The following is a 19,045-nucleotide window of genomic DNA, read 5'->3' as shown; positions in this document are numbered from 1 at the left end:
GCGGTTTTGCGAGGGGGTGCGTGCTAACATGCGCGCATGCAAGCACCCGCCCACCCGTCGTCTTCGTCCGCTGCTACGTCACGCAGCCTGCCACAAAAGCTCGTCATCGCGTCGCGCGAAAGCCGGCTGGCGATGTGGCAGGCCGAACATGTCCGTGCTGCGTTGCAACAATACTATCCCCAGTGCGATGTGTCCATTCTCGGCATGACGACAAGGGGTGATCAGATTCTCGACAGGACCCTGTCCAAGGTAGGCGGCAAGGGGCTGTTCGTGAAGGAACTGGAAGTGGCCATGGCGGAAGGGCGCGCGGACCTGGCCGTCCATTCGCTCAAGGACGTGCCGATGGAGCTGCCCGAGGGCTTTGCGCTGACCGCCGTCATGGAGCGCGAGGACCCGCGCGATGCGCTGGTTTCCGCCCACTTTGCCTCGCTCGACGAGATGCCGCCGGGCACCGTGGTCGGCACGTCGAGCCTGCGCCGCGAGGCCGCCCTGCGCAGCCGTTATCCGCATCTGGTCATCAAGCCGCTGCGCGGCAATCTGGACACCCGGCTGGGCAAGCTGGACCGTGGCGAATACGGCGCGATCATCCTGGCCGCGGCCGGCCTGAAGCGGCTGGGGCTGGGCGAACGCATCCGCGCGCTGATCGAGCCGGAAAGCTCGCTGCCGGCCGCCGGACAGGGCGCGCTGGGCATCGAGATCCGCGCCGACCGGCCCGAGGTGGCCCAGTGGCTGGCGCCGCTCAACGACGTGCCGACGCTGCTGGCCGTCTCGGCCGAGCGCGCCGTGTCGCGCCGGCTGGGCGGGTCCTGCCAGGTGCCGCTGGCCGCGCATGCGCGCTGGCACGGCACGACACTGCAACTGGATGCATTCGTCGCGCTGCCCGACGGCAGCCGCAACGTGCGGGCCCACGCCACCGCGCCGGTGGATTCGGTCCAGGCCGCCGAGCAGCTCGGCGCCGCCGTGGCCGGCGACCTGCTGGGGCAGGGTGCCGACGCGGTACTGGCCGCCCTGTCGACCGCCGGACCCGCCTGAGGATCGCCCGATGCCCCGCCCGACCGTCGTAGTCACGCGACCTGCCGGGCAGTCCCGGCAACTGACCGAGGCCCTGCACAACGCGGGCCTCGACGTGCTTGGTTTTCCGCTGCTGGCCATCGGCCCGGCCGCCGACGACGCGCCGCTGCGCGCGGCGCTGGCCCGGCTCGATACCTATGCCCTGGTCGTCTTTGTCAGCCCCAACGCGGTGTCGTTCGCGCTCGATGCGCTGGCCCAGGTCCAGAACACGGCCGGCGCCGCCCAGTGGCCCGCCGGCGTGCCGGTGGCCGTGGTTGGGCCGTCGAGCGTGGCGGCGCTGGCCGAGCGCGGCATCGCGCCGCCCACCCATCGCGTGATCGCCCCGGCCGGCGCGCAGGACGGCACCGACCCGGCCGCCGATACCCCGCGTTTCGACTCCGAGGCGCTCTGGTCCCAGCTGGACACCGCGCCCGGCGCGTTTTCCGGCCGGCAGGTGCTGATCATCCGCGGCAACGGCGGGCGCGACTGGCTGGGCGACCGGTTGCGCGAGGCGGGCGCCACCGTCGAGGCCGTGGAAGCCTACAGCCGGACGCTGCCCGAGCCCACCACGATGCAATGGCAGGCCGTGCGCGACAGCCTGCGGCCCGGCGCGCCGCCGTATGCGTGGCTGCTGACCAGTTCCGAAGCGGTACGCAACCTCGACGCGCTGGCGCGGCTGCACCTGTCGCCGCAGGAACACGAGCGTCTGAAGCAGATGCAGTGCATTGCGCCGCATGCGAGAATTGCCGCGCAGGCCCAGGCGCTGGGCTTTGCGCACGTGCTGCCCGCCGCGCCCGGCGATGCTGGCCTGCTGGCCACGTGCACGCAGTGGGGCAACGCGCATGCGGGCCCGGCGGCGCCTGTGGCGATGGCCGATCCGGTGCCCGTGCCGCAGCCCGAACCGGCCGCCGCGCCGGCATCCGCCCCAACCGATAAAGAACCAACAGGGTCCCCCGGACCCACGACAACGAAGGTCGAACGCGTGACGCCAGACACCACGTCCCCCTCGTCGAGCCATGCCGCGCCGTCCGGTGCCGCCGGCGCTACCCACACGTCCCACGCGGCCGGACCGGCCGCCCGCCGCAACATGGCGGCCTGGTGGGTCATCGCTGCCGTGTTGCTGCTGGCCATTGCCGGCGGCTTCTTCTGGCTGCAGATGCGCGTGGAGCACCTGACCGAAGAGCTGGCGCGCCGCCAGCAGAGCAACGACGCGCTGGTGCAGGAAACGCGCGTGCTGTCCAGGAACGCGCAGGACATCGTCAAGGAACTGCAGGCCAAGGTTGGCGCGCTGGACGGCCAGGTGGTGGAAGCCCGCGACAAGCAGGCGGCGCTGGAACAGGTCTACCAGGACCTGATGCGCAACCGCGACGACTGGGAAATCGCCGAGATCCAGCAGTTGCTGACCAATGCCGGCCAGCAGCTCCAGCTGACCGGCAACGTCCAGGTGGCGCTGGCCGCGCTGCAGAGCGCCGACGCCCGGCTGGCGCGCGCGGACAAGCCGCAGTACAACCAGTTGCGCCGCGCGCTGGCCCGCGACATCGCGCGCATGAAGGCCGTGCCCGACACGGACCTGACCGGCGCCGCGATCAAGCTCGACGAATCGATCAACCAGATCGACGCGCTGCCGCTGCTGTCCGGCGAGCGCATGCTGGACCGCGTGCCGGGCGAGACCGACCGCGCGGTGGGCCCCGGCGCCAAGGGGGCCTCGGCGCCGGCCGCGGCCGGATCGGCCAGCGGCGGCAACGTGCTGACCCGCACCTGGGACTACGTGCTGGCCGAGCTGGGCCAGGTGATCCGCGTGCGCAAGGTGGAAGACGCCAACGCGCTGCTGCTGTCGGGCGACCAGGGCTGGTTCCTGCGCGAGAACGTCAAGCTGCGGCTGCTGAACGCCCGGCTGGCGCTGCTGTCGCGCAACGAGCCGGTCTTCCGCAACGACCTGGCCGCCGCCCAGGCGATGATCGGCCGCTATTTCGATACCCGCTCGCGCCGCGTGCAGGGCGTGCTGACGCTGCTGAAGCAGGCGCAGGCCAGCGCCGTGAGCGTGTCGCTGCCGACCATGGCCGAGAGCCTGGGTGCGCTGCGCGCGCTGAAGAAGGAGTAGCCGCATGCGACTGCTTTTCTGGGTAGCCGTACTGTTTGGCGGCGCGGTCGGGCTGGCGCTGTTCACGCAGTTCAATCACAGCAACGTGGTGCTGTTCTATCCGCCGTACCGGGTGGAGATGTCGCTGAACCTGGCGCTGGCGCTGCTGCTGCTGATGTTCTTCGTGGTCTGGACCGTGATGTCCACGGTGCGCCACCTGTCGGAAATGCCGCGCCGGGCCGCCGCGTACCGCGAACGCAGCCGCATGAGCAAGGCGCAGGCCGCGCTGCGCGAGTCGATCGAGAACCTGTTTGCCGGGCGCTTTGCGCGCGCCGAGCGGGCCGCCAAGGAGGCCCAGTCGTGGCCCGAGCAGGCGCAGACGGCGGCGCTGGTGGGCGCGCGGGCCGCGCACCGGATGCAGGAATCGGAACGGCGCGACGCCTGGATGTCGCAGGTCACCGATCCCGAGCGCGAGCAGGCCCGCCTGGTGTCGATGGCCGAACTGCTGGTCGACGCGCGGGACCCCGAGGGGGCGCTGGAGACCATCGCCCAGTTGCAGGAAAAGGGCGGGCGCCAGATTCACGTGCAGCGGATCGCGCTGCGCGCGCACCAGCACCTGAAGAACTGGAGCGAGGTGCTGCGGCTGGCGCGCACGCTGGAAAAGCGCAACGCGCTGCATCCGGTGCTGGCGCTGCGGCTCAAGCAGATGGCGGTGGAGGCGATGCTGGAAGAGCGCCGCCACGACGCGGAATCGCTGTACCACTTCTGGCGGTCGCTGTCGGCCGACGAGCGGCACGCGGTACGCATCGCCGAACAGGCCGCGCGCTATTTCTCGGCGCTGAACCGGCAGAACGAAGCGCGCCGGATCGTCGAGGAAGCCCTGAAGGTGAACTGGGACAGCCGGCTGGTGCAACGCTACGCCGACTGCGCGGAACCGGGCAAGGCGCTGCCGCAGATCCAGCAGGCCGAGAAATGGCTGGTCGACCATCCGAACGATGCCGACCTGTACTACACGCTGGGCGTGCTGTGCCTGGGCGAGCAGCTCTGGGGCAAGGCACAGTCGAACTTCGAACGGGCGCTGCGCTACGCCAACCGCGAAAGCCAGCGGCCGATCTGCGTGCGCAGCCACCTGGCGCTGGCGCGGATGTTCGAGGAAACCGACCGCCCCGAGGATGCGCAGAAGCACTATCGGGAAAGTGCGATGCTGGCGGCTTGAACCTAGCCTGATGGTGTGCTCCCCTCCCCGGCGTGCGGGAGAGGGAGCGAAACCCGGGCCGTGCCTGGCGTCTTACTCCTCCACCGCCTTCGCCTTCGCCTTCGCGCCTTTCACCGCGCCGTAGCGCTCCAGCGCTTCCATGCGCGCCACCTTGTGCTGCACGATCGGGTGCGGATAGTTTTCGCCCAGCTTCACGCCTGCTGCGGCCAGCACGTCGGCTGGCGCGGTCCATGGGGCGTGGAGGTAGCGGTCCGGCAGCCGTTCCAGCACGGGCAGGTATTTGCGGATGAAGCGGCCCTGCGGGTCGAACTTTTCGGACTGGGTGACCGGATTGAAGATGCGGAAGTAGGGCTGCGCGTCGCAACCGGTGGACGCCGCCCACTGCCAGCCGCCATTGTTGGCCGAAAAATCGAAATCGTTGAGCTGGTCGGCGAAGTACTGCTCGCCGCGCCGCCAGTCCACGCCCAGGTCCTTGATCAGGAAGCTGGCCGTGACCATGCGCAGCCGGTTGTGCATGTAGCCGCTCTGGTTGATCTGCAGCATCGCGGCATCGACGAGCGGGTAGCCGGTCTGGCCCCGGCACCAGGCGTCGAAGTAGCCGTCGCCGGTGTGGCCGTCAACCCAGCGCAGCCCGTCGTATTCCGGGTGGTATGACTTGCCGTCCGCCAGGTGCGGATGGTGGTGCAGGATCATGAAATAGAAATCGCGCCAGATCAGCTCGGACAGCCAGACGGCGGCGCCATTGGCGCCTGCGCCGGCGGTCTCCATGGCCTGGTGGGCGGTGCGGGCGAGCGTCCGGATCGAGATGGTGCCGAAGCGCAGGTGGACCGACAGGTAGCTCGGGCCGCGCAGCGCGGGGTAGTCGCGGCGGCGGTCGTATTCGCCGATGCGGGTCAGGAAGTCGTCGAACAGGGCCTGCGCGCCGTCGGTGCCGGTAGGCAGCGCAAGGTCGGGCAGGTTGCTCGGCGCGAAGCCCAGCGACGCGAGCGTCGGCAGCGGCTTGTCGAGCCGCGACGGCACGGGCGCCAGCGCCTTCCGGTACGCGGTGACCGGGTAGGCGCGCAGGTCGAACGGCGTCACTTCGCGCAGCCAGGCGTTCTTGTACGGCGTGAAGACGCTGAACGGCCGGCCCTGGCCGGTCAGGATCTCGTTGGCCTCGAAGATGACCTGGTCCTTGAACGTCAGCAGCGCGCGCGATTCGGCTTCCAGCGCCTGGCGCACGGCCGCGTCGCGGTCGTTGGCGGCCGGTTCGTAGTCGTGGTTGGCAAAGACGGCCTCGGCGTCAAGGGCTGCCGCAAGTCGGGGGATGGCGTCGCGTGCCCGGTCGTCGAGCACAATCAGGCCGCCGCCGGCCGCGGCCAGCGCCTGCCGCAGCGGCGCCAGCGATGCGAGGATGAACTCGACGCGCCGGTCGGCCTTCAGGCCCCGTTCCAGCAGCGGATCGAGGATTTCGCGGTCGAACACGAACACGCACCACACCTGCTCGCAGTGCTTGAGGGCATAATGCAGCGCCGCGTGGTCGTCGGCGCGCAGGTCGCGCCGGAACCAGACCAGGCCGCGCGCGTACCGCCGGTCGATCCGGTAGGGCAGGCGCGCGCCCGCGGGGGCGACGGGGGAAGGTGATCTTGGCATCGCCGTAACCTAACATAGCCCGCATACCCTTCACATCACCGACACGCAGTTCATCCATGGCCACGACACTCGACCGCATCCTGCAATCCCAAGGCTTCGGCACCCGCCGCTATTGCTGCGACCTGGTGGAGGCCGGGCTGGTCGAGGTCAATGGCGAACTGTGCGAAGACCCGGGTGCACGCTTCGAGGTGGACGGCCTGCGCCTGACCGTGGACGGCGAGGAATGGCTGGCGTGCACCAAGGCGTACCTGATGCTGCACAAGCCCACCGGCTACGAGTGCTCGCAGAAGCCGCGCCACCATCCCAGTGTGTACAACCTGCTGCCGGTGCCGCTGCGCCAGCGCGAGGTGCAGGCCGTGGGCCGGCTCGATCACGACACGACCGGCCTGCTGCTGCTGACCGACGACGGCCAGTTCATCCATGCGCAGACGTCGCCCAAAAAACAGGTGCCCAAGGTGTACGAGGTGACAACCTTCGATCCGGTCACGCCGGAGCAGGTCCAGGCCCTGCGCGACGGCGTGCAGCTTGACGACGAGCCGGCGCCCATCGCCGCCCATGCCTGCGAGGCCACTGGCGAGCGCAGCCTGCGGCTGGCGCTGCTGCAGGGCAAGTACCACCAGGTCAAGCGCATGGTGGCTGCGGCCGGGAACCATGTGACGGCCCTGCATCGCAGCGCCATCGGCGGCCTGCGGCTGGACCCCGCGCTGGCGCCCGGCGAGTGGCGCTGGCTGACGCCCGAGGACATGGTGGCGCTGAAGTCGGCGGGCGACTGAAGCCCGGCCGGCGTGCCCGGCGGGTGACGGCGGCGGCAGAAGTTTTCCGCGGCAGCCGGGGTGTGATTTGGTAGAATGCAAGCCATGGCGACGCCCGAAGCTTCCATCAATCTCACCAATCAGTTCCTGATTGCCATGCCAGGCATGGCAGATCCGACGTTTTCGGGTTCCGTTGTCTACCTCTGCGAGCATAACGAGCGCGGCGCGCTTGGCCTGGTGATCAACCGGCCGATCGACATCGACATGGCCACGCTCTTCGACAAGATCGATCTCAAGCTGGAAATCCAGCCTGTTGCCCACCAGCCGGTCTACTTCGGCGGCCCGGTGCAGACCGAGCGCGGCTTTGTGCTGCATGATCCGGTCGGCATCTACGTGTCGTCGCTGGCGGTGCCCGGCGGGCTGGAAATGACCACCTCCAAGGACGTGCTGGAGGCCGTGGCCAACGGCAGCGGCCCGCACCGGTTCCTGCTGACGCTCGGCTACGCGGGCTGGGGCGCCGGGCAGCTGGAGGAAGAGCTGAGCCGCAATGGCTGGCTGACCGTCCAGGCCGATCCCGAAATCATCTTCAGTGTGCCGCCCGAGGAACGCTTCGCGGCGGCCGTGCGCCTGCTCGGCATCGACGTGACGATGCTGTCCGGCGAGGCCGGGCATGCCTGAGCTGCCGGGGCGCGAGACGCCCCGCGACGGCACGGTGCTCGCGTTCGACTACGGCGAGAAGAAAATCGGCGTGGCGCTGGGAAATTTCATCACGCGGCAAGCCTCTGCGCTGACCATCCTGCCCAATGTGACGGTCGAAGGCCGTTTCGAGGCCGTGGGCGCGCTGATCCGGGAATGGACGCCGGTGCGGCTGGTGGTCGGCATGCCGGTCAACCCGGAAGCCGGGCCTGACGACGCGGAACAGGCGTCGATGCGGCTGGCGCGCCGCTTTGGCAACCAGCTCAACGGGCGCTTCAACCTGCCCGTGGAATGGGTGGACGAGCGCTACTCGTCGCGTGCGGCCTCGATGGCCGGGGCGCGGCGCGGGGCGCTGGACGCCGAAGCCGCCCGGATCATCCTGCAACAGTATTTCGACGAAATCCCGCTATGACCCAGACTTCGACTCCCGATGCCGAGGCGCTCTACCACGCGCTGCGCGACCAGGCCCAGGCCCTGATGCCGTCTGCGGACCGCGCCCGCTGGTCGGTGGCCGGCATCCACTCCGGCGGCGCCTGGATTGCCGAGCGGCTGGCGGCCGACCTGAAACTGGGCGAGCACGGCGTGATCAACGTCGCCTTCCACCGCGACGACTACGCCAAGAAGGGCCTGCACAGCCAGGCGCAGCCGACCACGCTGCCGTTTTCGGTGGAAGACCGCAACATCCTGCTGATCGACGACGTGCTGGCCACGGGCCGCACGATCCGCGCCGCCGTGAACGAGCTGTTCGACTACGGCCGCCCCGCGCGCGTGGCGCTGGCCGTGCTGGCCGACCGCGGCGGCCGCCAGCTGCCGTTTGCCGCCGACTACGCCGCGGCGACCCTTGAACTGCCGCAGGACAGGACGCTGGTGCTGTCGCGCCAGGGCGAGGGCGCCGCCACGCGCTTTGCGTTTGCCACCGAGGCCCGTGCCTGAGTGTCAACCCGCGCCGCCGCCTGAACGTCAAGCACCGAAGCCGTACCCAGACCGTATCCGCCCGACCGAACCCGCCAGACCGAATCGCGCCCCGACCCACCTGCCATGACCAAGATGTTCCGCAACCCGCAGCTCACCCGGAACGGCGAGCTCAAGCACCTGTTGTCGATCGAGGGGCTGTCGCGTGACATGATCACGCACATCCTCGACACCGCCAGCCAGTTCGTCTCGCTGTCCGACTCGGACCGCGACGTCAAGAAGGTGCCGCTGCTGCGCGGCAAGAGCGTGTTCAACCTGTTCTTCGAGAACTCCACGCGCACGCGCACCACGTTCGAGATTGCCGCCAAGCGGCTGTCCGCCGACGTGCTGAACCTGAACATCAACGCGTCGTCGACCAGCAAGGGCGAGTCGCTGCTGGACACCATCAACAACCTGTCGGCGATGTCGGCCGACATGTTCGTGGTGCGCCACGCCAGCTCGGGCGCGCCGTACCTGATTGCCCAGCACGTGGCGCCGCATGTGCACGTGATAAACGCCGGCGACGGCCGCCACGCGCACCCGACGCAGGGGCTGCTGGATATGTATACGATCCGGCACTTCAAGAAGGACTTCACGAACCTGACGGTGGCCATCGTCGGTGACATCCTGCACTCGCGCGTGGCCCGCTCGGACATCCACGCGCTGACCACGCTGGGCGTGCCGGAAGTGCGGGCGATTGGCCCGCGCACGCTGCTGCCGTCGGGGCTGGAGCAGATGGGCGTGCGCGTCTTCCACAACATGGAAGAGGGCCTGAAGGGCGTGGACGTGGTGATCATGCTGCGCCTGCAGAACGAGCGGATGAGCGGGGCGCTGCTGCCGTCCGCGCAGGAATACTTCAAGGCGTACGGCCTGACGCCCGAGCGCCTGGCGCTGGCCAGGCCGGACGCCATCGTGATGCACCCGGGACCGATGAACCGCGGCGTGGAGATCGACTCCGCCGTGGCCGACGGTCCGCAGTCGGTGATCCTGAACCAGGTGACGTTCGGCATCGCGGTCCGCATGGCCGTGATGGGCATCGTCGCTGGCAACAACGACTGAGCAGCACCTTGGGTACAACGAACCGCACATCGCAGGAAGACATGAAGATCCGCATCCAGGGTGGCCGCCTGATTGATCCGGCCGCAAACGTCGACGCCGAGCAGGACCTGTATATCGCCGCCGGCAAGATCGTGGGCGTGGGCCAGGCGCCGGCCGATTTCAACGCCAACAAGACCATCGACGCGCGTGGCCTGATCGTGTGCCCGGGCCTGGTGGACCTGTCCGCGCGCCTGCGCGAGCCGGGCTACGAGTACAAGGCGACGCTGGAATCCGAGGTGGCCGCGGCCACGGCGGGCGGCGTCACGAGCCTGGTCTGCCCGCCCGATACCGACCCCGTGCTCGACGAGCCGGGCCTGGTGGAAATGCTCAAGTTCCGTGCGCGCAAGCTGAACCAGACGCACGTCTATCCGCTGGGCGCGCTGACCGTCGGCCTGAAGGGCGCGGCGCTGACCGAGATGGGGCAACTGACCGAGGCCGGATGCGTCGGCTTCAGCCAGGCCGAGATGCCGATCCAGGACACCAAGGTGCTGCAACGCGCGATGCAGTACGCGCAGACGTTCGGCTTCACGCTGTGGCTGCGGCCCGAGGACCCGTTCCTGGGCGGCGGCGTGGCCGCCAGCGGCGCGGTGGCGTCGCGGCTGGGCCTGTCGGGCGTGTCGGTGATCGCCGAGACGGTGCGGCTGCACACCATCTTCGAACTGATGCGCGCCACCGGCGCGCGCGTGCACCTGTGCCGCCTGTCGTCGGCGGCCGGGCTGGAGCTGGTGCGCCAGGCCCGCAAGGAAGGTCTGCCGGTGACCTGCGACGTGAACATCCACCACGTGTCGCTGACCGACATGGACATCGGCTTCTTCAACAGCCAGATGCGCTTCACGCCGCCGCTGCGCGGCGCGCGCGACCGGGACGCCATCGTCGCCGCCCTGGCCGACGGCACCATCGATGCGTTGTGTTCCGACCACACCCCGGTCGACGACGACGAGAAGTTGCTGCCCTTCGCCGAAGCCACGCCGGGTGCCACCGGCCTGGAACTGCTGCTGCCGCTGACGCTGCGCTGGGCCGCCGAGCACAAGGTGCCGCTGGTGAAGGCGCTGGCCCGCATCACCAGCGAGCCGGCCCGGGTGATCGGCCTGCACGCGGGGTCGCTGACCACGGGCAGCGCCGCCGACGTCTGCGTGTTCGATCCGAAGCACGTGTGGAAGGTGGAACGCGCCGCGCTGAAAAGCCAGGGCAAGAATTCGCCGTGGCTGGGCTACGAAATGGAAGGGCGCGTGCGCACCACGCTGGTCGGCGGCCAGGTGGTGTACGAGCAGCGCTGATCGCCGGTTGCCGGCAGGCTCCAGGATTCGATGATGATCTGGCTACGCAAGCTGCGGCTGGGATTCCATTTGCTGCGCGGCATCTTCGTCTGCGCAACGGTCTTCCCGTGGGCGAGCACTCACGTACGGGAGCGGCTGATCCGCGGCTGGTCGCGCAAGCTGCTGGCCATCTGCGGCATCACCGTGGAAGTGCACGGGCTGCCACCGGGCGGCGCCCCGCGCGGGGCAATGCTGGTGGCCAACCATATCTCGTGGCTGGACATCTACGTCATCCATAGCTGGCAGCCGGTAAGGTTCGTCGCCAAGTCGGAAATTCGCAGCTGGCCGGTGATCGGCTGGCTTTGTGACAAAACCGGCACAATTTTCATCGAACGCGCCAGCAAGCGCGACGCCCACCGTGTGCTGCACCACATCACCGACGTGATGCGGCAGGGCGACCTGGTCTGCGTGTTCCCGGAAGGCACGACCACCGACGGCAGCAAGGTGCTGCCCTTCCACGCCAACCTGATGCAGGCGCCGGTGTCCGGCGGACTGCCCGTGCAGCCGGTGGGCCTGAGCTACCTGGACGCCGCAACCGGCCAACCGACGCTGGCCCCGGCGTATATCGACGATATCTCGCTAGGCCAATGCCTGAACGCCATCCTGCGCTCGCCACCCATCACGGTACGGCTGACGCTGGGGCCGCAATTGCTGGCGCAGTCGGCAAGCCGGAGGGAGCTGGCGGAGGCGGCGCGGGAGGTGGTGGTGCATCTGGTGGGGGGGATGCCGGAGGCGGCTGGGAGTGTGGCCGAACGGTTGCACCATGCCGCGAAGGACGACGCGCCCACGGCGGCGGCCGCCACATCCTGACAGGTCGCAGCGCGGCCAGGGCACGCGCGGCCAGCTATTCCGCTTCGGGTAAACTACCCGGCTTTATCGCAAGCGTTGCAGTTTGCTTGCGCAATCGATTCCCCATAACGGTATGACTGGCAAGACCGACACCGCCTGCGCCGCACGCAAGGCGTCACGAAAGGGAACGACATGAAATCCGTGGCTATCGTCCAGTCCAACTACATTCCGTGGAAGGGCTATTTCGATATGATTGCCAGCGTCGACGAGTTCATTCTCTACGACGACATGCAATACACGCGTCGGGACTGGCGTAACCGAAATCAGATCAAGACGCCCCAGGGTGTGCAGTGGCTGACGGTGCCTGTTCAGGTCAAGGGCCGTTACGACCAGAAGATCCGCGACACTGAAATCGACACGTCGACGGAATGGGCCCGGACACACTGGCGTACGCTGGAACAGAACTATCGGCGTGCCGCTCACTTCGACGAAGTGGCAAAGTGGGTGGCCCCGCTGTATTGCGACGCGGTCTACGGCAATTTGTCCGAGATGAATCGCGTCTTTATCGAGGCCATTTGCGCGTACCTTCGGATCGACACCAGGATCTCGAACTCCTGGGATTACGTGCTCACCGATGGCAAGACCGAGCGGCTGGCAGACCTTTGTGCCCAGGCGGGGGGCACGAGATACGTGTCCGGACCTGCCGCGCGAGATTATGTCGACGAAACCGTTTTTGCTGATCGCGGTATTGAGCTCCACTGGTTCGATTACGGCGGTTATGCGGAATACCCTCAGCTCTGGGGCGAATTCACGCATGGGGTATCCATTCTCGACCTGCTGTTCAACTGTGGCGCCGACGCGCGTCGCTATATGAAATACGTCCAGCCATGAAGCTGTCGATTGTTGCCACGCTTTACCAGTCGGCGCCGTATATCGAGGAATTCTGTACCCGGGCAAGTGCGGGCGCGCGAGAACTGGTCGGCGAGGATTTCGAGATCGTTCTCGTCAACGATGGTTCGCCTGACAACAGCCTGCAAATTGCGGTGGAGCGCGCCGAGCGCGATGCGCATGTCGTCGTCGTGGACTTGTCGCGCAATTTCGGGCACCACAAGGCAATGATGACCGGGCTCGCCCATGCGCGCGGCGACGAGGTTTTCCTTCTCGACGTAGATCTGGAGGAGGAGCCAGAATGGCTGCTGACGTTTGCCGCCCAACGCCAGGCGCAGGCATGTGATGTCGTGTACGGCGTGCAGGAAGCCCGCAAGGGTGGATGGTTTGAACGGTGGAGCGGTCAGTGGTTCTATCGCCTGGTGCGTTTGCTGACCGGCCTGTCGCTGCCCGAGAATGTCGTCACCGCGCGGCTGATGAGCCGGCGTTATGTCGATGCACTGATTTCTCATGAAGAGCGGGAAGTCTTCATGGCAGGGCTGTGGCATATCACTGGATTTGCCCAGTGCCCGCAGACCGTCCGCAAGCACAGTACCAGCGAGACGACCTATACGTTGCGCCGCAAGATGTCGCTGCTGGTGAACTCGGTCACGTCGTTCAGCAATGCTCCACTCGTTGGTATCTTCTATTTCGGGCTGGCCATTTCCGCGGTCGCCCTCGTCTATATTGCGTACCTGATCCTGAACTGGATGTTCCTTTCGCATCCCATGAGCGGTTGGACTTCCGTCATGGCCTCGATCTGGCTGCTCGGGGGACTGATTATCTCGTTCATTGGCGTGGTCGGCCTGTACCTGTCGAAGGTCTTTTCCGAGACAAAGCGCCGGCCCTATACGATCGTGAGGAAAATCTATGGCAGACGTGGGGAAATGGCACGCGCGCCTGTCATGTCATCGTCACCGTGCGCAAACAGGGAGATCGGCGAATGAAAACACCCTTGGTTATCTTCGGAGCGGGTGATATCGCGCAGTTGGCCCACTACTACTTTGGCCATGATTCAGAGTACGAGGTGGTGGCTTTCTGTGTCGATGCGGCCTTCCTGAAGGAAGAGACATTCTGCGGCCTGCCTGTGGTGCCCTTCGAGGACGTGGACGCCCGTTTTCCGGCCGACCGTCATGCCATGTTCGTGGCGATGAGCTACGCAAAGGTCAATGGCGTACGCAGGGCAAAATACGAAGCCGTGCGGGAAAAGGGCTATCGCCTCGCCAGCTACGTCAGTTCGCGCGCCACGGTGCTCAATGATGGGCAAATCGGCGAGAACTGCTTCATCCTGGAAAACAACGTGATCCAGCCGTTCGTGACGATTGGCAACAACGTCACGCTCTGGAGCGGCAATCACATCGGCCATCATTCGACGATCGGGGACCATTGCTTTCTGGCGTCGCACGTCGTGGTGTCGGGTGGGGTAACCATCGCGCCCCAGTGCTTTATCGGCGTCAATGCCACGCTACGCGATCACATCACCATTGGCGAACGATGTGTGATCGGCGCGGGCACGCTGATGCTCGCGGACGCCGAAAGCGAAGGCGTCTATGTCGAGCAGACCACGCCACGCTCTGCCGTGCCCAGTTCGAGGCTGCGAAAAATATGAGAAGGACCGGGCAATGGCGCAAACTGGGTCGGATCTTCTGTCCGGACGGCTCGGTTGACTGGATGCGCACCCATGCGGCGGTGCCTATCGCGCAACCGCTTGGTGGGGATCTGTATCGCATCTACTTCAGTGCGCGGGACGCTGCCAGCCGAAGCCATACTGGTTATGTCGATATCGATATCACGCGACCTGAAATTATTCTCGCGTGTGGCAAGGAACCGGTGTTATCCCCTGGCGAACTCGGCGCGTTCGACGACAGCGGCGCCATGGCGACCTGGCTGACGCAGGCGCCCGATGGCGACCGGCTCTATTACATTGGCTGGAACCTCGGGGTGACGGTGCCATTCCGGAGCGCCATCGGCCTGGCGGTGGCGCGTAACCCGAATGCATTCGAGCGCTATGCGCGCGGTCCCATTGTGGATCGGACCGCCAGCGAACCTCACTTCTGCGCAAGCTGCTGCGTGTTGCGCGACGAGACGGGATGGCGCATGTGGTATCTCGCCTGTACGGAATGGCGGCAGACGGCAAAAGGGCCGGAGCATCGCTATCACATCAGGTACGCGACGTCCGATGATGGTATCCACTGGCAACGCGACGGAACCGTGGCGATCGACTATGCCAGCGACGCCGAGGTGGCGATCTCCCGGCCTTCGGTAATCCGGGACCCGGATTGCTGGCGCATGTGGTATTCCCACCGCATCGATCGTTACCGGATCGGTTATGCGGAGTCGGACGACGGCATCCATTGGGTCCGGAAAGACGAAGAGAGCGGTATCGAGGTATCGGAGAGCGGGTGGGATGCCGACATGATCGAGTATCCTTTCGTGTTCGACCATGCCGGGCGGCGTTATATGCTCTACAACGGCAACGGCAACGGTTACGGTGCGACCGGTTTTGGTCTTGCCGTGCTGGATTGAGAAAATGACACGCGCTCTCGATTATCTCTACATTCTCGCCACGATATTGCTGACAACGTACGGTCAGCTCATCCTGAAATGGCGCATCGGCAAGTTCGGCGCCATGCCGCAGGCTCCTTTGGAGAAGCTGCGCTTCCTGGTGTTGCTGCTGCTGGATCCGCTTATTTTCTCGGGATTCTTTGCTGCCTTTCTGGCGTCGCTGGCCTGGATGGCCGCCATGACGAAGTTCGACCTCAGTCAGGCCTACCCTTTCATGAGCCTGAATTTCGCCATTGTGCTGTGCCTGAGCATCTGGTTCCTGGGCGAGCCGTTCTCCGGACCTAAATTGGCCGGTGTGGCACTGATCATGCTGGGCACCGTAGTCGCGGCACGCGGGTAAATTCAATGAACGATCAAAACATTCCATTCAACGCACCTCATCTCACTGGGGATGAGTTTTCGTACGTGGCCGAACTTGCCCGCACGCGCAAGCTGGCCGGTGATGGGCAATTCACGAAGTGGTGCAGCGACTGGATAGAGCGGCGCACAGGTTGCGCGCGTGCCCTGCTGACGCATTCCTGTACGGCGGCGCTGGAGATGGCGGCGCTGCTGCTCGATATCGAGCCGGGCGATGAAATCATCATGCCGTCCTACACCTTTGTCTCGACTGCCAACGCATTTGTATTGCGTGGCGGTGTGCCGGTGTTCGTGGATATTCGAGAGGACACGCTGAATCTCGATGAGCGCCTGCTTGAGGAAGCGATTACGCCGCGGACGCGCGCAATTGTTCCGGTGCACTACGCGGGCGTGGCGTGCGAGATGGACACGATCAACGAGATCGCGCGCCGTCACGGCCTGAAGGTCGTGGAGGATGCCGCGCAGGGCGTGCTGGCAAGCTATCGCGGCCGTCCGCTGGGAACGCTCGGCGATATGGGCGCGTTCAGTTTCCACGAAACCAAGAACGTGATATCCGGAGAGGGCGGCGCGTTGCTCGTCAATGATCCGGCTCTGGTTGCGCGTGCCGAGATCATTCGGGAAAAGGGTACGGACCGCAGCCGCTTCTTTCGCGGCGAAATCGACAAGTACACGTGGCAGGAAGTGGGCTCTTCATTCCTTCCCAGTGAACTAATTGCAGCATTCCTGCGGGCGCAGTTGGAACATGCCGATGCGGTGACCGCCGATCGCATGGCGAGCTGGGACCGTTATCACGCGGCATTCTCCGAGCTGGAGAGCCGCGAATGGCTGCGCAGACCGATCGTACCGACGCACTGTGAGCACAATGCCCATATGTATTACGTGCTGCTGGCTGACGGCATCGATCGACAAGCCGTGCTTGAGAAACTCAAGGCATCGGGTATCTCGTCTGTCTTTCATTATGTGCCGCTGCATACGTCGCCGGGCGGCCAGCGGTACGGCCGGGCGCATGGCACGCTGGCCGTCACCAATCGTCAATCCGAGCGACTGATCCGTCTGCTGCTATGGGTGGGCATGGATGCGGACATGCCGGGCAAGATCGCGCACGCCATGGCGCAGACGATCGCACAAACGATGGGTAACGATACGAAGGGCCGGGAATGAACCAGGAACGCACAGACCTGCTGGGCGAGGTGGCCGGATACTACTCCGCACGACTTGCGGAGCACGGCGAGACCGCGCAAGGCGTGGACTGGAATGGAGAGGAAAGCCAGTTTCTTCGCTTTGCGCAACTGAGCAGGGTCATTGGCGACAGAACCGAGCCGTTCAGCGTGAATGACCTGGGATGTGGCTACGGCGCACTCAGGGAATACCTCGGCAAAAGCTACCCGCAGCTCAGCTATACCGGCATCGATGTGGCGGAGGAGATGATTCAGGCTGCATCCCGGCGCCTGGGCGGCGATCCGTCCACGCGGTTCATCGTGGGAAGCGAACCCGATGAGGTAGCCGATTTCGGAATCGCCAGCGGTATCTTCAACGTGCGCATGGCTCGTGGAGACGCGGAGTGGCTGGATTACATCAAAGGCGTGCTGGACATCATGGACAGGACCAGCCGCCTGGGTTTCGCGTTTAATTGCCTGACCTCGTACTCCGATGCCGACAAGATGCGCGACACGCTTTATTACGCGGACCCTTGCGCGCTGTTCGACCATTGCAAGCGGCGCTATTCGCGCAACGTCGCGCTGTTGCACGACTACGGACTCTACGAATTCACCATCGTCGTCAGGAAGGGCGGCGCAGGCACGGCGTAGTCGCCCAGGTGGGCGGTATCCGGGGATGCCGCGCCAACTCAGTGTTTGTCCACCGCAGCTTGCGTGCCGCGCGCAGACCCGGGGCGCAGGCAACGCACGTGATGGATGACGAAGCCCGGGCGTTCATGAATCACCTTGTCGTCGAGCGTCGATTGCAGATGTTCCCGGCAATAGGTGCGCAGGCGCTCAAGCCGCCCGTAGGGCATGCTGATATTCAACCCCGCTTCCGTCGTCAGGCGCGCCAGAAAGCCCCGTCCGGCCTGTTCTTCCTGCATGGCTACGGAGAACGGTGCAAGCGTCGAAACACCCATCGGATAGATCTGTACCGACCGGGCGTCAGGAATGCCGTGAAACGGCGTGAACGCGGCCTCGTAGGGGAATGCCGGCCCCCAGACAAACAGGGTTCCTTTGGGAACGCCTTCCAGTTGCAGCCGGGTCTGCGCCACGCGCGATCTGGCTTCCACTTGGTGGGGCCAGGCGGCATGGAGGGCGGCCGCGCCTGCCAGAACGAGCGCCAGCGTAGCAATGCCACGTGACCGTGCAGGGCGTGCTGGCAATGCGCAGATGGCGGCAACAAGCAGGAACGCCGCGAGCGGATAGTAGACGCGAGTCACGCCGGGCCTTCCAATGGCGCCGAGCGCAAACACCGCGGCCACCACCAGCACGCCAAGCATGATCACGACGCGCGACGGGCTGACGAACGCGATCAGGCAGGCGCAAGCCAGCAAGGGCCACATTTGGTCCACCAGCAGTTGGCGTAGCGACTCGATACCCAAGCCGAAGCCACGCTGCACCCACTCGTGCAGCTTGATGTCGTCGAGCATGCCGTTAAGCTTGGCCGGGTCCATCAGGTGCGGGTCGACAAAGAACCAGTCGCTGACAAGATCGATATCGTTGGCCGAGAAACCGTGCCGGGCCAGGACATCCGGCCGCTCCTTCACCTGGACGCCGGCGCGAAAATCGGTGTAAGGCGCGCGGGCGATGTTGAATGCGTGGAAACTCTTCCAGGCTTCGGTGTCGTAGGCAGCCTTGTTCAGATACGCGGCACCACCGATCATCACGGCCAGAAGGACGACGGAAGCCTGCATGGCCCGCTGACGGGCGAGCGCTTTCCATGGCAGGAATGGCAGGCCGACGGCCAGCACGAGCCAGAACTCCTGGTCCCGTATCAGGTAGGCGAAAAAGCCGAGCAGGCTGGCCACGGCCAGGCTCGACATCTCGCCAGTCTCGGCGAACGTTCGCCAGCCCAGCACAGCCGCCACCGCCAGCAAGCCCGCGTTCAGCGTGAACTGGGGAAACAGCACCGGCCAGAGGAATATCAGCGCGACGGCAAGGACCGCATGGAGGCGCGCCACCCCCAGGCGCATCATGAAATACAGAATGGCGGCGCCCGCCAGCACGATGACAAGCGTCGACGCGACAGTGTAGCCAACGACGCCGCCGAACTGCGGCATGGCCCGCACGATACGGCCCCAGATGACGTTGGAGAAAATCAGGTTGGGCGAGCTTTCGGCAACAAATCCGTAGCCATGGGCAATCATCGACATGCCAACGTCATCGTTGGTTTCCCACATGGGCATGAACCATGCCGAAAGCAGGAAAACCAGCGCAACTGCAGTGCCAACTGCCAGCAGGAGATGCTGGTGCCCGCGGGTCCGCGGCACGCCAACACTGTTCTCGTAGTGATTCTTGTACATCGAAGGAATATTCCGTGGCCTTCTGATTGATCGGGGGCTCAGCCGGCGGCCATTCTACGTTGCGCGGCACGGGGATGGTTGTCACTGTCCTTGCGACGGACAACCCATCGC

General features: G+C 65.8%; 19 protein-coding genes. 17 read left to right on the top strand and 2 right to left on the bottom strand.

Going from position 1 to position 19,045, the window contains the following annotated elements; translation table 11 throughout:
• Positions 1-36: 36 nt before the first annotated feature.
• Genes hemC through EPAKOI_RS12755 form a run of 3 tightly spaced genes read left to right on the top strand, consistent with a single transcriptional unit; the run spans position 37 to position 4,346 of the window.
• On the top strand, positions 37-1,032 hold the full coding sequence (gene hemC / locus EPAKOI_RS12765) for a hydroxymethylbilane synthase (RefSeq protein WP_423192344.1): 996 nt from the start codon (positions 37-39) through the stop codon (positions 1,030-1,032).
• A gap of 10 nt (positions 1,033-1,042) precedes the next feature.
• Positions 1,043-3,151, top strand: coding sequence for a fused uroporphyrinogen-III synthase HemD/membrane protein HemX (gene hemDX, locus EPAKOI_RS12760; protein ID WP_423192343.1), 2,109 nt, complete (start codon positions 1,043-1,045; stop codon positions 3,149-3,151).
• A 4-nt stretch (positions 3,152-3,155) separates the two neighbouring features.
• The gene (locus EPAKOI_RS12755; RefSeq protein WP_423192342.1) at positions 3,156-4,346 is read left to right on the top strand and encodes a heme biosynthesis protein HemY; all 1,191 of its coding nucleotides are present in this window, start codon (positions 3,156-3,158) and stop codon (positions 4,344-4,346) included.
• A gap of 72 nt (positions 4,347-4,418) precedes the next feature.
• Here EPAKOI_RS12755 and EPAKOI_RS12750 read toward each other — a convergent pair whose 3' ends face one another.
• The gene (locus EPAKOI_RS12750; protein ID WP_423192341.1) at positions 4,419-5,978 is read right to left on the bottom strand and encodes a cryptochrome/photolyase family protein; all 1,560 of its coding nucleotides are present in this window, start codon (positions 5,976-5,978) and stop codon (positions 4,419-4,421) included.
• Between the two features lie 56 nt (positions 5,979-6,034).
• On the opposite strand from EPAKOI_RS12750, the gene EPAKOI_RS12745 reads away from it, so the two are divergent.
• From EPAKOI_RS12745 to EPAKOI_RS12680, 14 genes are all read left to right on the top strand, one after another.
• Positions 6,035-6,751: a pseudouridine synthase gene (locus EPAKOI_RS12745; protein ID WP_423192340.1), complete on the top strand. Its 717-nt coding sequence runs from the start codon at positions 6,035-6,037 to the stop codon at positions 6,749-6,751.
• A gap of 84 nt (positions 6,752-6,835) precedes the next feature.
• A complete protein-coding gene (locus EPAKOI_RS12740) occupies positions 6,836-7,408 on the top strand; it encodes a YqgE/AlgH family protein (protein ID WP_092601787.1) in 573 nt (190 codons plus the stop codon).
• Entirely contained in the window at positions 7,401-7,838 is a 438-nt protein-coding gene (ruvX, locus tag EPAKOI_RS12735; protein ID WP_124683458.1) for a Holliday junction resolvase RuvX, read from the top strand. Before EPAKOI_RS12740 ends, ruvX begins: the two co-directional genes overlap by 8 nt.
• On the top strand, positions 7,835-8,359 hold the full coding sequence (gene pyrR, locus EPAKOI_RS12730; RefSeq protein ID WP_124683459.1) for a bifunctional pyr operon transcriptional regulator/uracil phosphoribosyltransferase PyrR: 525 nt from the start codon (positions 7,835-7,837) through the stop codon (positions 8,357-8,359). Before ruvX ends, pyrR begins: the two co-directional genes overlap by 4 nt.
• 105 nt (positions 8,360-8,464) lie before the next feature.
• Entirely contained in the window at positions 8,465-9,436 is a 972-nt protein-coding gene (locus tag EPAKOI_RS12725) for an aspartate carbamoyltransferase catalytic subunit (RefSeq protein WP_124683460.1), read from the top strand.
• A gap of 41 nt (positions 9,437-9,477) precedes the next feature.
• Positions 9,478-10,752 carry a dihydroorotase gene (locus tag EPAKOI_RS12720; RefSeq protein WP_423192339.1) on the top strand — a complete coding sequence of 425 codons (1,275 nt, stop codon included), beginning with the start codon at positions 9,478-9,480 and terminating at the stop codon, positions 10,750-10,752.
• Between the two features lie 33 nt (positions 10,753-10,785).
• Positions 10,786-11,601 (top strand): lysophospholipid acyltransferase family protein, encoded by an 816-nt coding sequence (locus tag EPAKOI_RS12715; RefSeq protein ID WP_423193518.1) that lies wholly within the window; start codon positions 10,786-10,788, stop codon positions 11,599-11,601.
• Positions 11,602-11,772: 171 nt separating this feature from the next.
• On the top strand, positions 11,773-12,471 hold the full coding sequence (locus EPAKOI_RS12710; protein WP_423192338.1) for a WbqC family protein: 699 nt from the start codon (positions 11,773-11,775) through the stop codon (positions 12,469-12,471).
• Positions 12,468-13,454 carry a glycosyltransferase family 2 protein gene (locus tag EPAKOI_RS12705; RefSeq protein ID WP_313835214.1) on the top strand — a complete coding sequence of 329 codons (987 nt, stop codon included), beginning with the start codon at positions 12,468-12,470 and terminating at the stop codon, positions 13,452-13,454. Before EPAKOI_RS12710 ends, EPAKOI_RS12705 begins: the two co-directional genes overlap by 4 nt.
• The gene (locus EPAKOI_RS12700; RefSeq protein ID WP_423192337.1) at positions 13,451-14,116 is read left to right on the top strand and encodes an acetyltransferase; all 666 of its coding nucleotides are present in this window, start codon (positions 13,451-13,453) and stop codon (positions 14,114-14,116) included. Before EPAKOI_RS12705 ends, EPAKOI_RS12700 begins: the two co-directional genes overlap by 4 nt.
• A 62-nt stretch (positions 14,117-14,178) precedes the next feature.
• A complete protein-coding gene (locus EPAKOI_RS12695; RefSeq protein ID WP_423192336.1) occupies positions 14,179-15,033 on the top strand; it encodes a hypothetical protein in 855 nt (284 codons plus the stop codon).
• 4 nt (positions 15,034-15,037) lie between these two features.
• Positions 15,038-15,412 carry an EamA family transporter gene (locus EPAKOI_RS12690; protein ID WP_124683466.1) on the top strand — a complete coding sequence of 125 codons (375 nt, stop codon included), beginning with the start codon at positions 15,038-15,040 and terminating at the stop codon, positions 15,410-15,412.
• 5 nt (positions 15,413-15,417) lie between these two features.
• Positions 15,418-16,590 carry a dTDP-4-amino-4,6-dideoxygalactose transaminase gene (rffA, locus tag EPAKOI_RS12685; RefSeq protein WP_423192335.1) on the top strand — a complete coding sequence of 391 codons (1,173 nt, stop codon included), beginning with the start codon at positions 15,418-15,420 and terminating at the stop codon, positions 16,588-16,590.
• Positions 16,587-17,237, top strand: coding sequence for a class I SAM-dependent methyltransferase (locus tag EPAKOI_RS12680; protein ID WP_124683468.1), 651 nt, complete (start codon positions 16,587-16,589; stop codon positions 17,235-17,237). Before rffA ends, EPAKOI_RS12680 begins: the two co-directional genes overlap by 4 nt.
• Positions 17,238-17,275: 38 nt before the next feature.
• On the opposite strand, the gene EPAKOI_RS12675 is transcribed toward EPAKOI_RS12680, so the two are convergent.
• Positions 17,276-18,934: a hypothetical protein gene (locus EPAKOI_RS12675; protein ID WP_423192334.1), complete on the bottom strand. Its 1,659-nt coding sequence runs from the start codon at positions 18,932-18,934 to the stop codon at positions 17,276-17,278.
• Between the last annotated feature and the right edge of the window lie 111 nt (positions 18,935-19,045).

Origin of the sequence: Cupriavidus sp. H18C2, from assembly GCF_049393795.1 — a bacterium.
Lineage (GTDB): Bacteria > Pseudomonadota > Gammaproteobacteria > Burkholderiales > Burkholderiaceae > Cupriavidus > Cupriavidus pauculus_C.
The sequence above is the reverse complement of the archived record's forward strand: the minus strand, read 5'-3'. Positions and strand labels throughout refer to the sequence as shown.

What these genes read in the sequence shown, in the direction of transcription:
- EPAKOI_RS12695 (WP_423192336.1), top strand. Translation starts at nt 14,179, where the DNA reads ATGCGCACCCATGCGGCGGTGCCTATCGCGCAACCGCTTGGTGGGGAT.
- EPAKOI_RS12675 (WP_423192334.1), bottom strand. Translation starts at nt 18,934, where the DNA reads ATGTACAAGAATCACTACGAGAACAGTGTTGGCGTGCCGCGGACCCGC.
- EPAKOI_RS12710 (WP_423192338.1), top strand. Translation starts at nt 11,773, where the DNA reads ATGAAATCCGTGGCTATCGTCCAGTCCAACTACATTCCGTGGAAGGGC.
- EPAKOI_RS12690 (WP_124683466.1), top strand. Translation starts at nt 15,038, where the DNA reads ATGACACGCGCTCTCGATTATCTCTACATTCTCGCCACGATATTGCTG.
- EPAKOI_RS12705 (WP_313835214.1), top strand. Translation starts at nt 12,468, where the DNA reads ATGAAGCTGTCGATTGTTGCCACGCTTTACCAGTCGGCGCCGTATATC.
- EPAKOI_RS12715 (WP_423193518.1), top strand. Translation starts at nt 10,786, where the DNA reads ATGATCTGGCTACGCAAGCTGCGGCTGGGATTCCATTTGCTGCGCGGC.
- EPAKOI_RS12720 (WP_423192339.1), top strand. Translation starts at nt 9,478, where the DNA reads ATGAAGATCCGCATCCAGGGTGGCCGCCTGATTGATCCGGCCGCAAAC.
- EPAKOI_RS12725 (WP_124683460.1), top strand. Translation starts at nt 8,465, where the DNA reads ATGACCAAGATGTTCCGCAACCCGCAGCTCACCCGGAACGGCGAGCTC.
- rffA (WP_423192335.1), top strand. Translation starts at nt 15,418, where the DNA reads ATGAACGATCAAAACATTCCATTCAACGCACCTCATCTCACTGGGGAT.
- EPAKOI_RS12700 (WP_423192337.1), top strand. Translation starts at nt 13,451, where the DNA reads ATGAAAACACCCTTGGTTATCTTCGGAGCGGGTGATATCGCGCAGTTG.
- EPAKOI_RS12745 (WP_423192340.1), top strand. Translation starts at nt 6,035, where the DNA reads ATGGCCACGACACTCGACCGCATCCTGCAATCCCAAGGCTTCGGCACC.
- hemDX (WP_423192343.1), top strand. Translation starts at nt 1,043, where the DNA reads ATGCCCCGCCCGACCGTCGTAGTCACGCGACCTGCCGGGCAGTCCCGG.
- EPAKOI_RS12740 (WP_092601787.1), top strand. Translation starts at nt 6,836, where the DNA reads ATGGCGACGCCCGAAGCTTCCATCAATCTCACCAATCAGTTCCTGATT.
- ruvX (WP_124683458.1), top strand. Translation starts at nt 7,401, where the DNA reads ATGCCTGAGCTGCCGGGGCGCGAGACGCCCCGCGACGGCACGGTGCTC.
- EPAKOI_RS12750 (WP_423192341.1), bottom strand. Translation starts at nt 5,978, where the DNA reads ATGCCAAGATCACCTTCCCCCGTCGCCCCCGCGGGCGCGCGCCTGCCC.
- hemC (WP_423192344.1), top strand. Translation starts at nt 37, where the DNA reads ATGCAAGCACCCGCCCACCCGTCGTCTTCGTCCGCTGCTACGTCACGC.
- EPAKOI_RS12755 (WP_423192342.1), top strand. Translation starts at nt 3,156, where the DNA reads ATGCGACTGCTTTTCTGGGTAGCCGTACTGTTTGGCGGCGCGGTCGGG.
- pyrR (WP_124683459.1), top strand. Translation starts at nt 7,835, where the DNA reads ATGACCCAGACTTCGACTCCCGATGCCGAGGCGCTCTACCACGCGCTG.
- EPAKOI_RS12680 (WP_124683468.1), top strand. Translation starts at nt 16,587, where the DNA reads ATGAACCAGGAACGCACAGACCTGCTGGGCGAGGTGGCCGGATACTAC.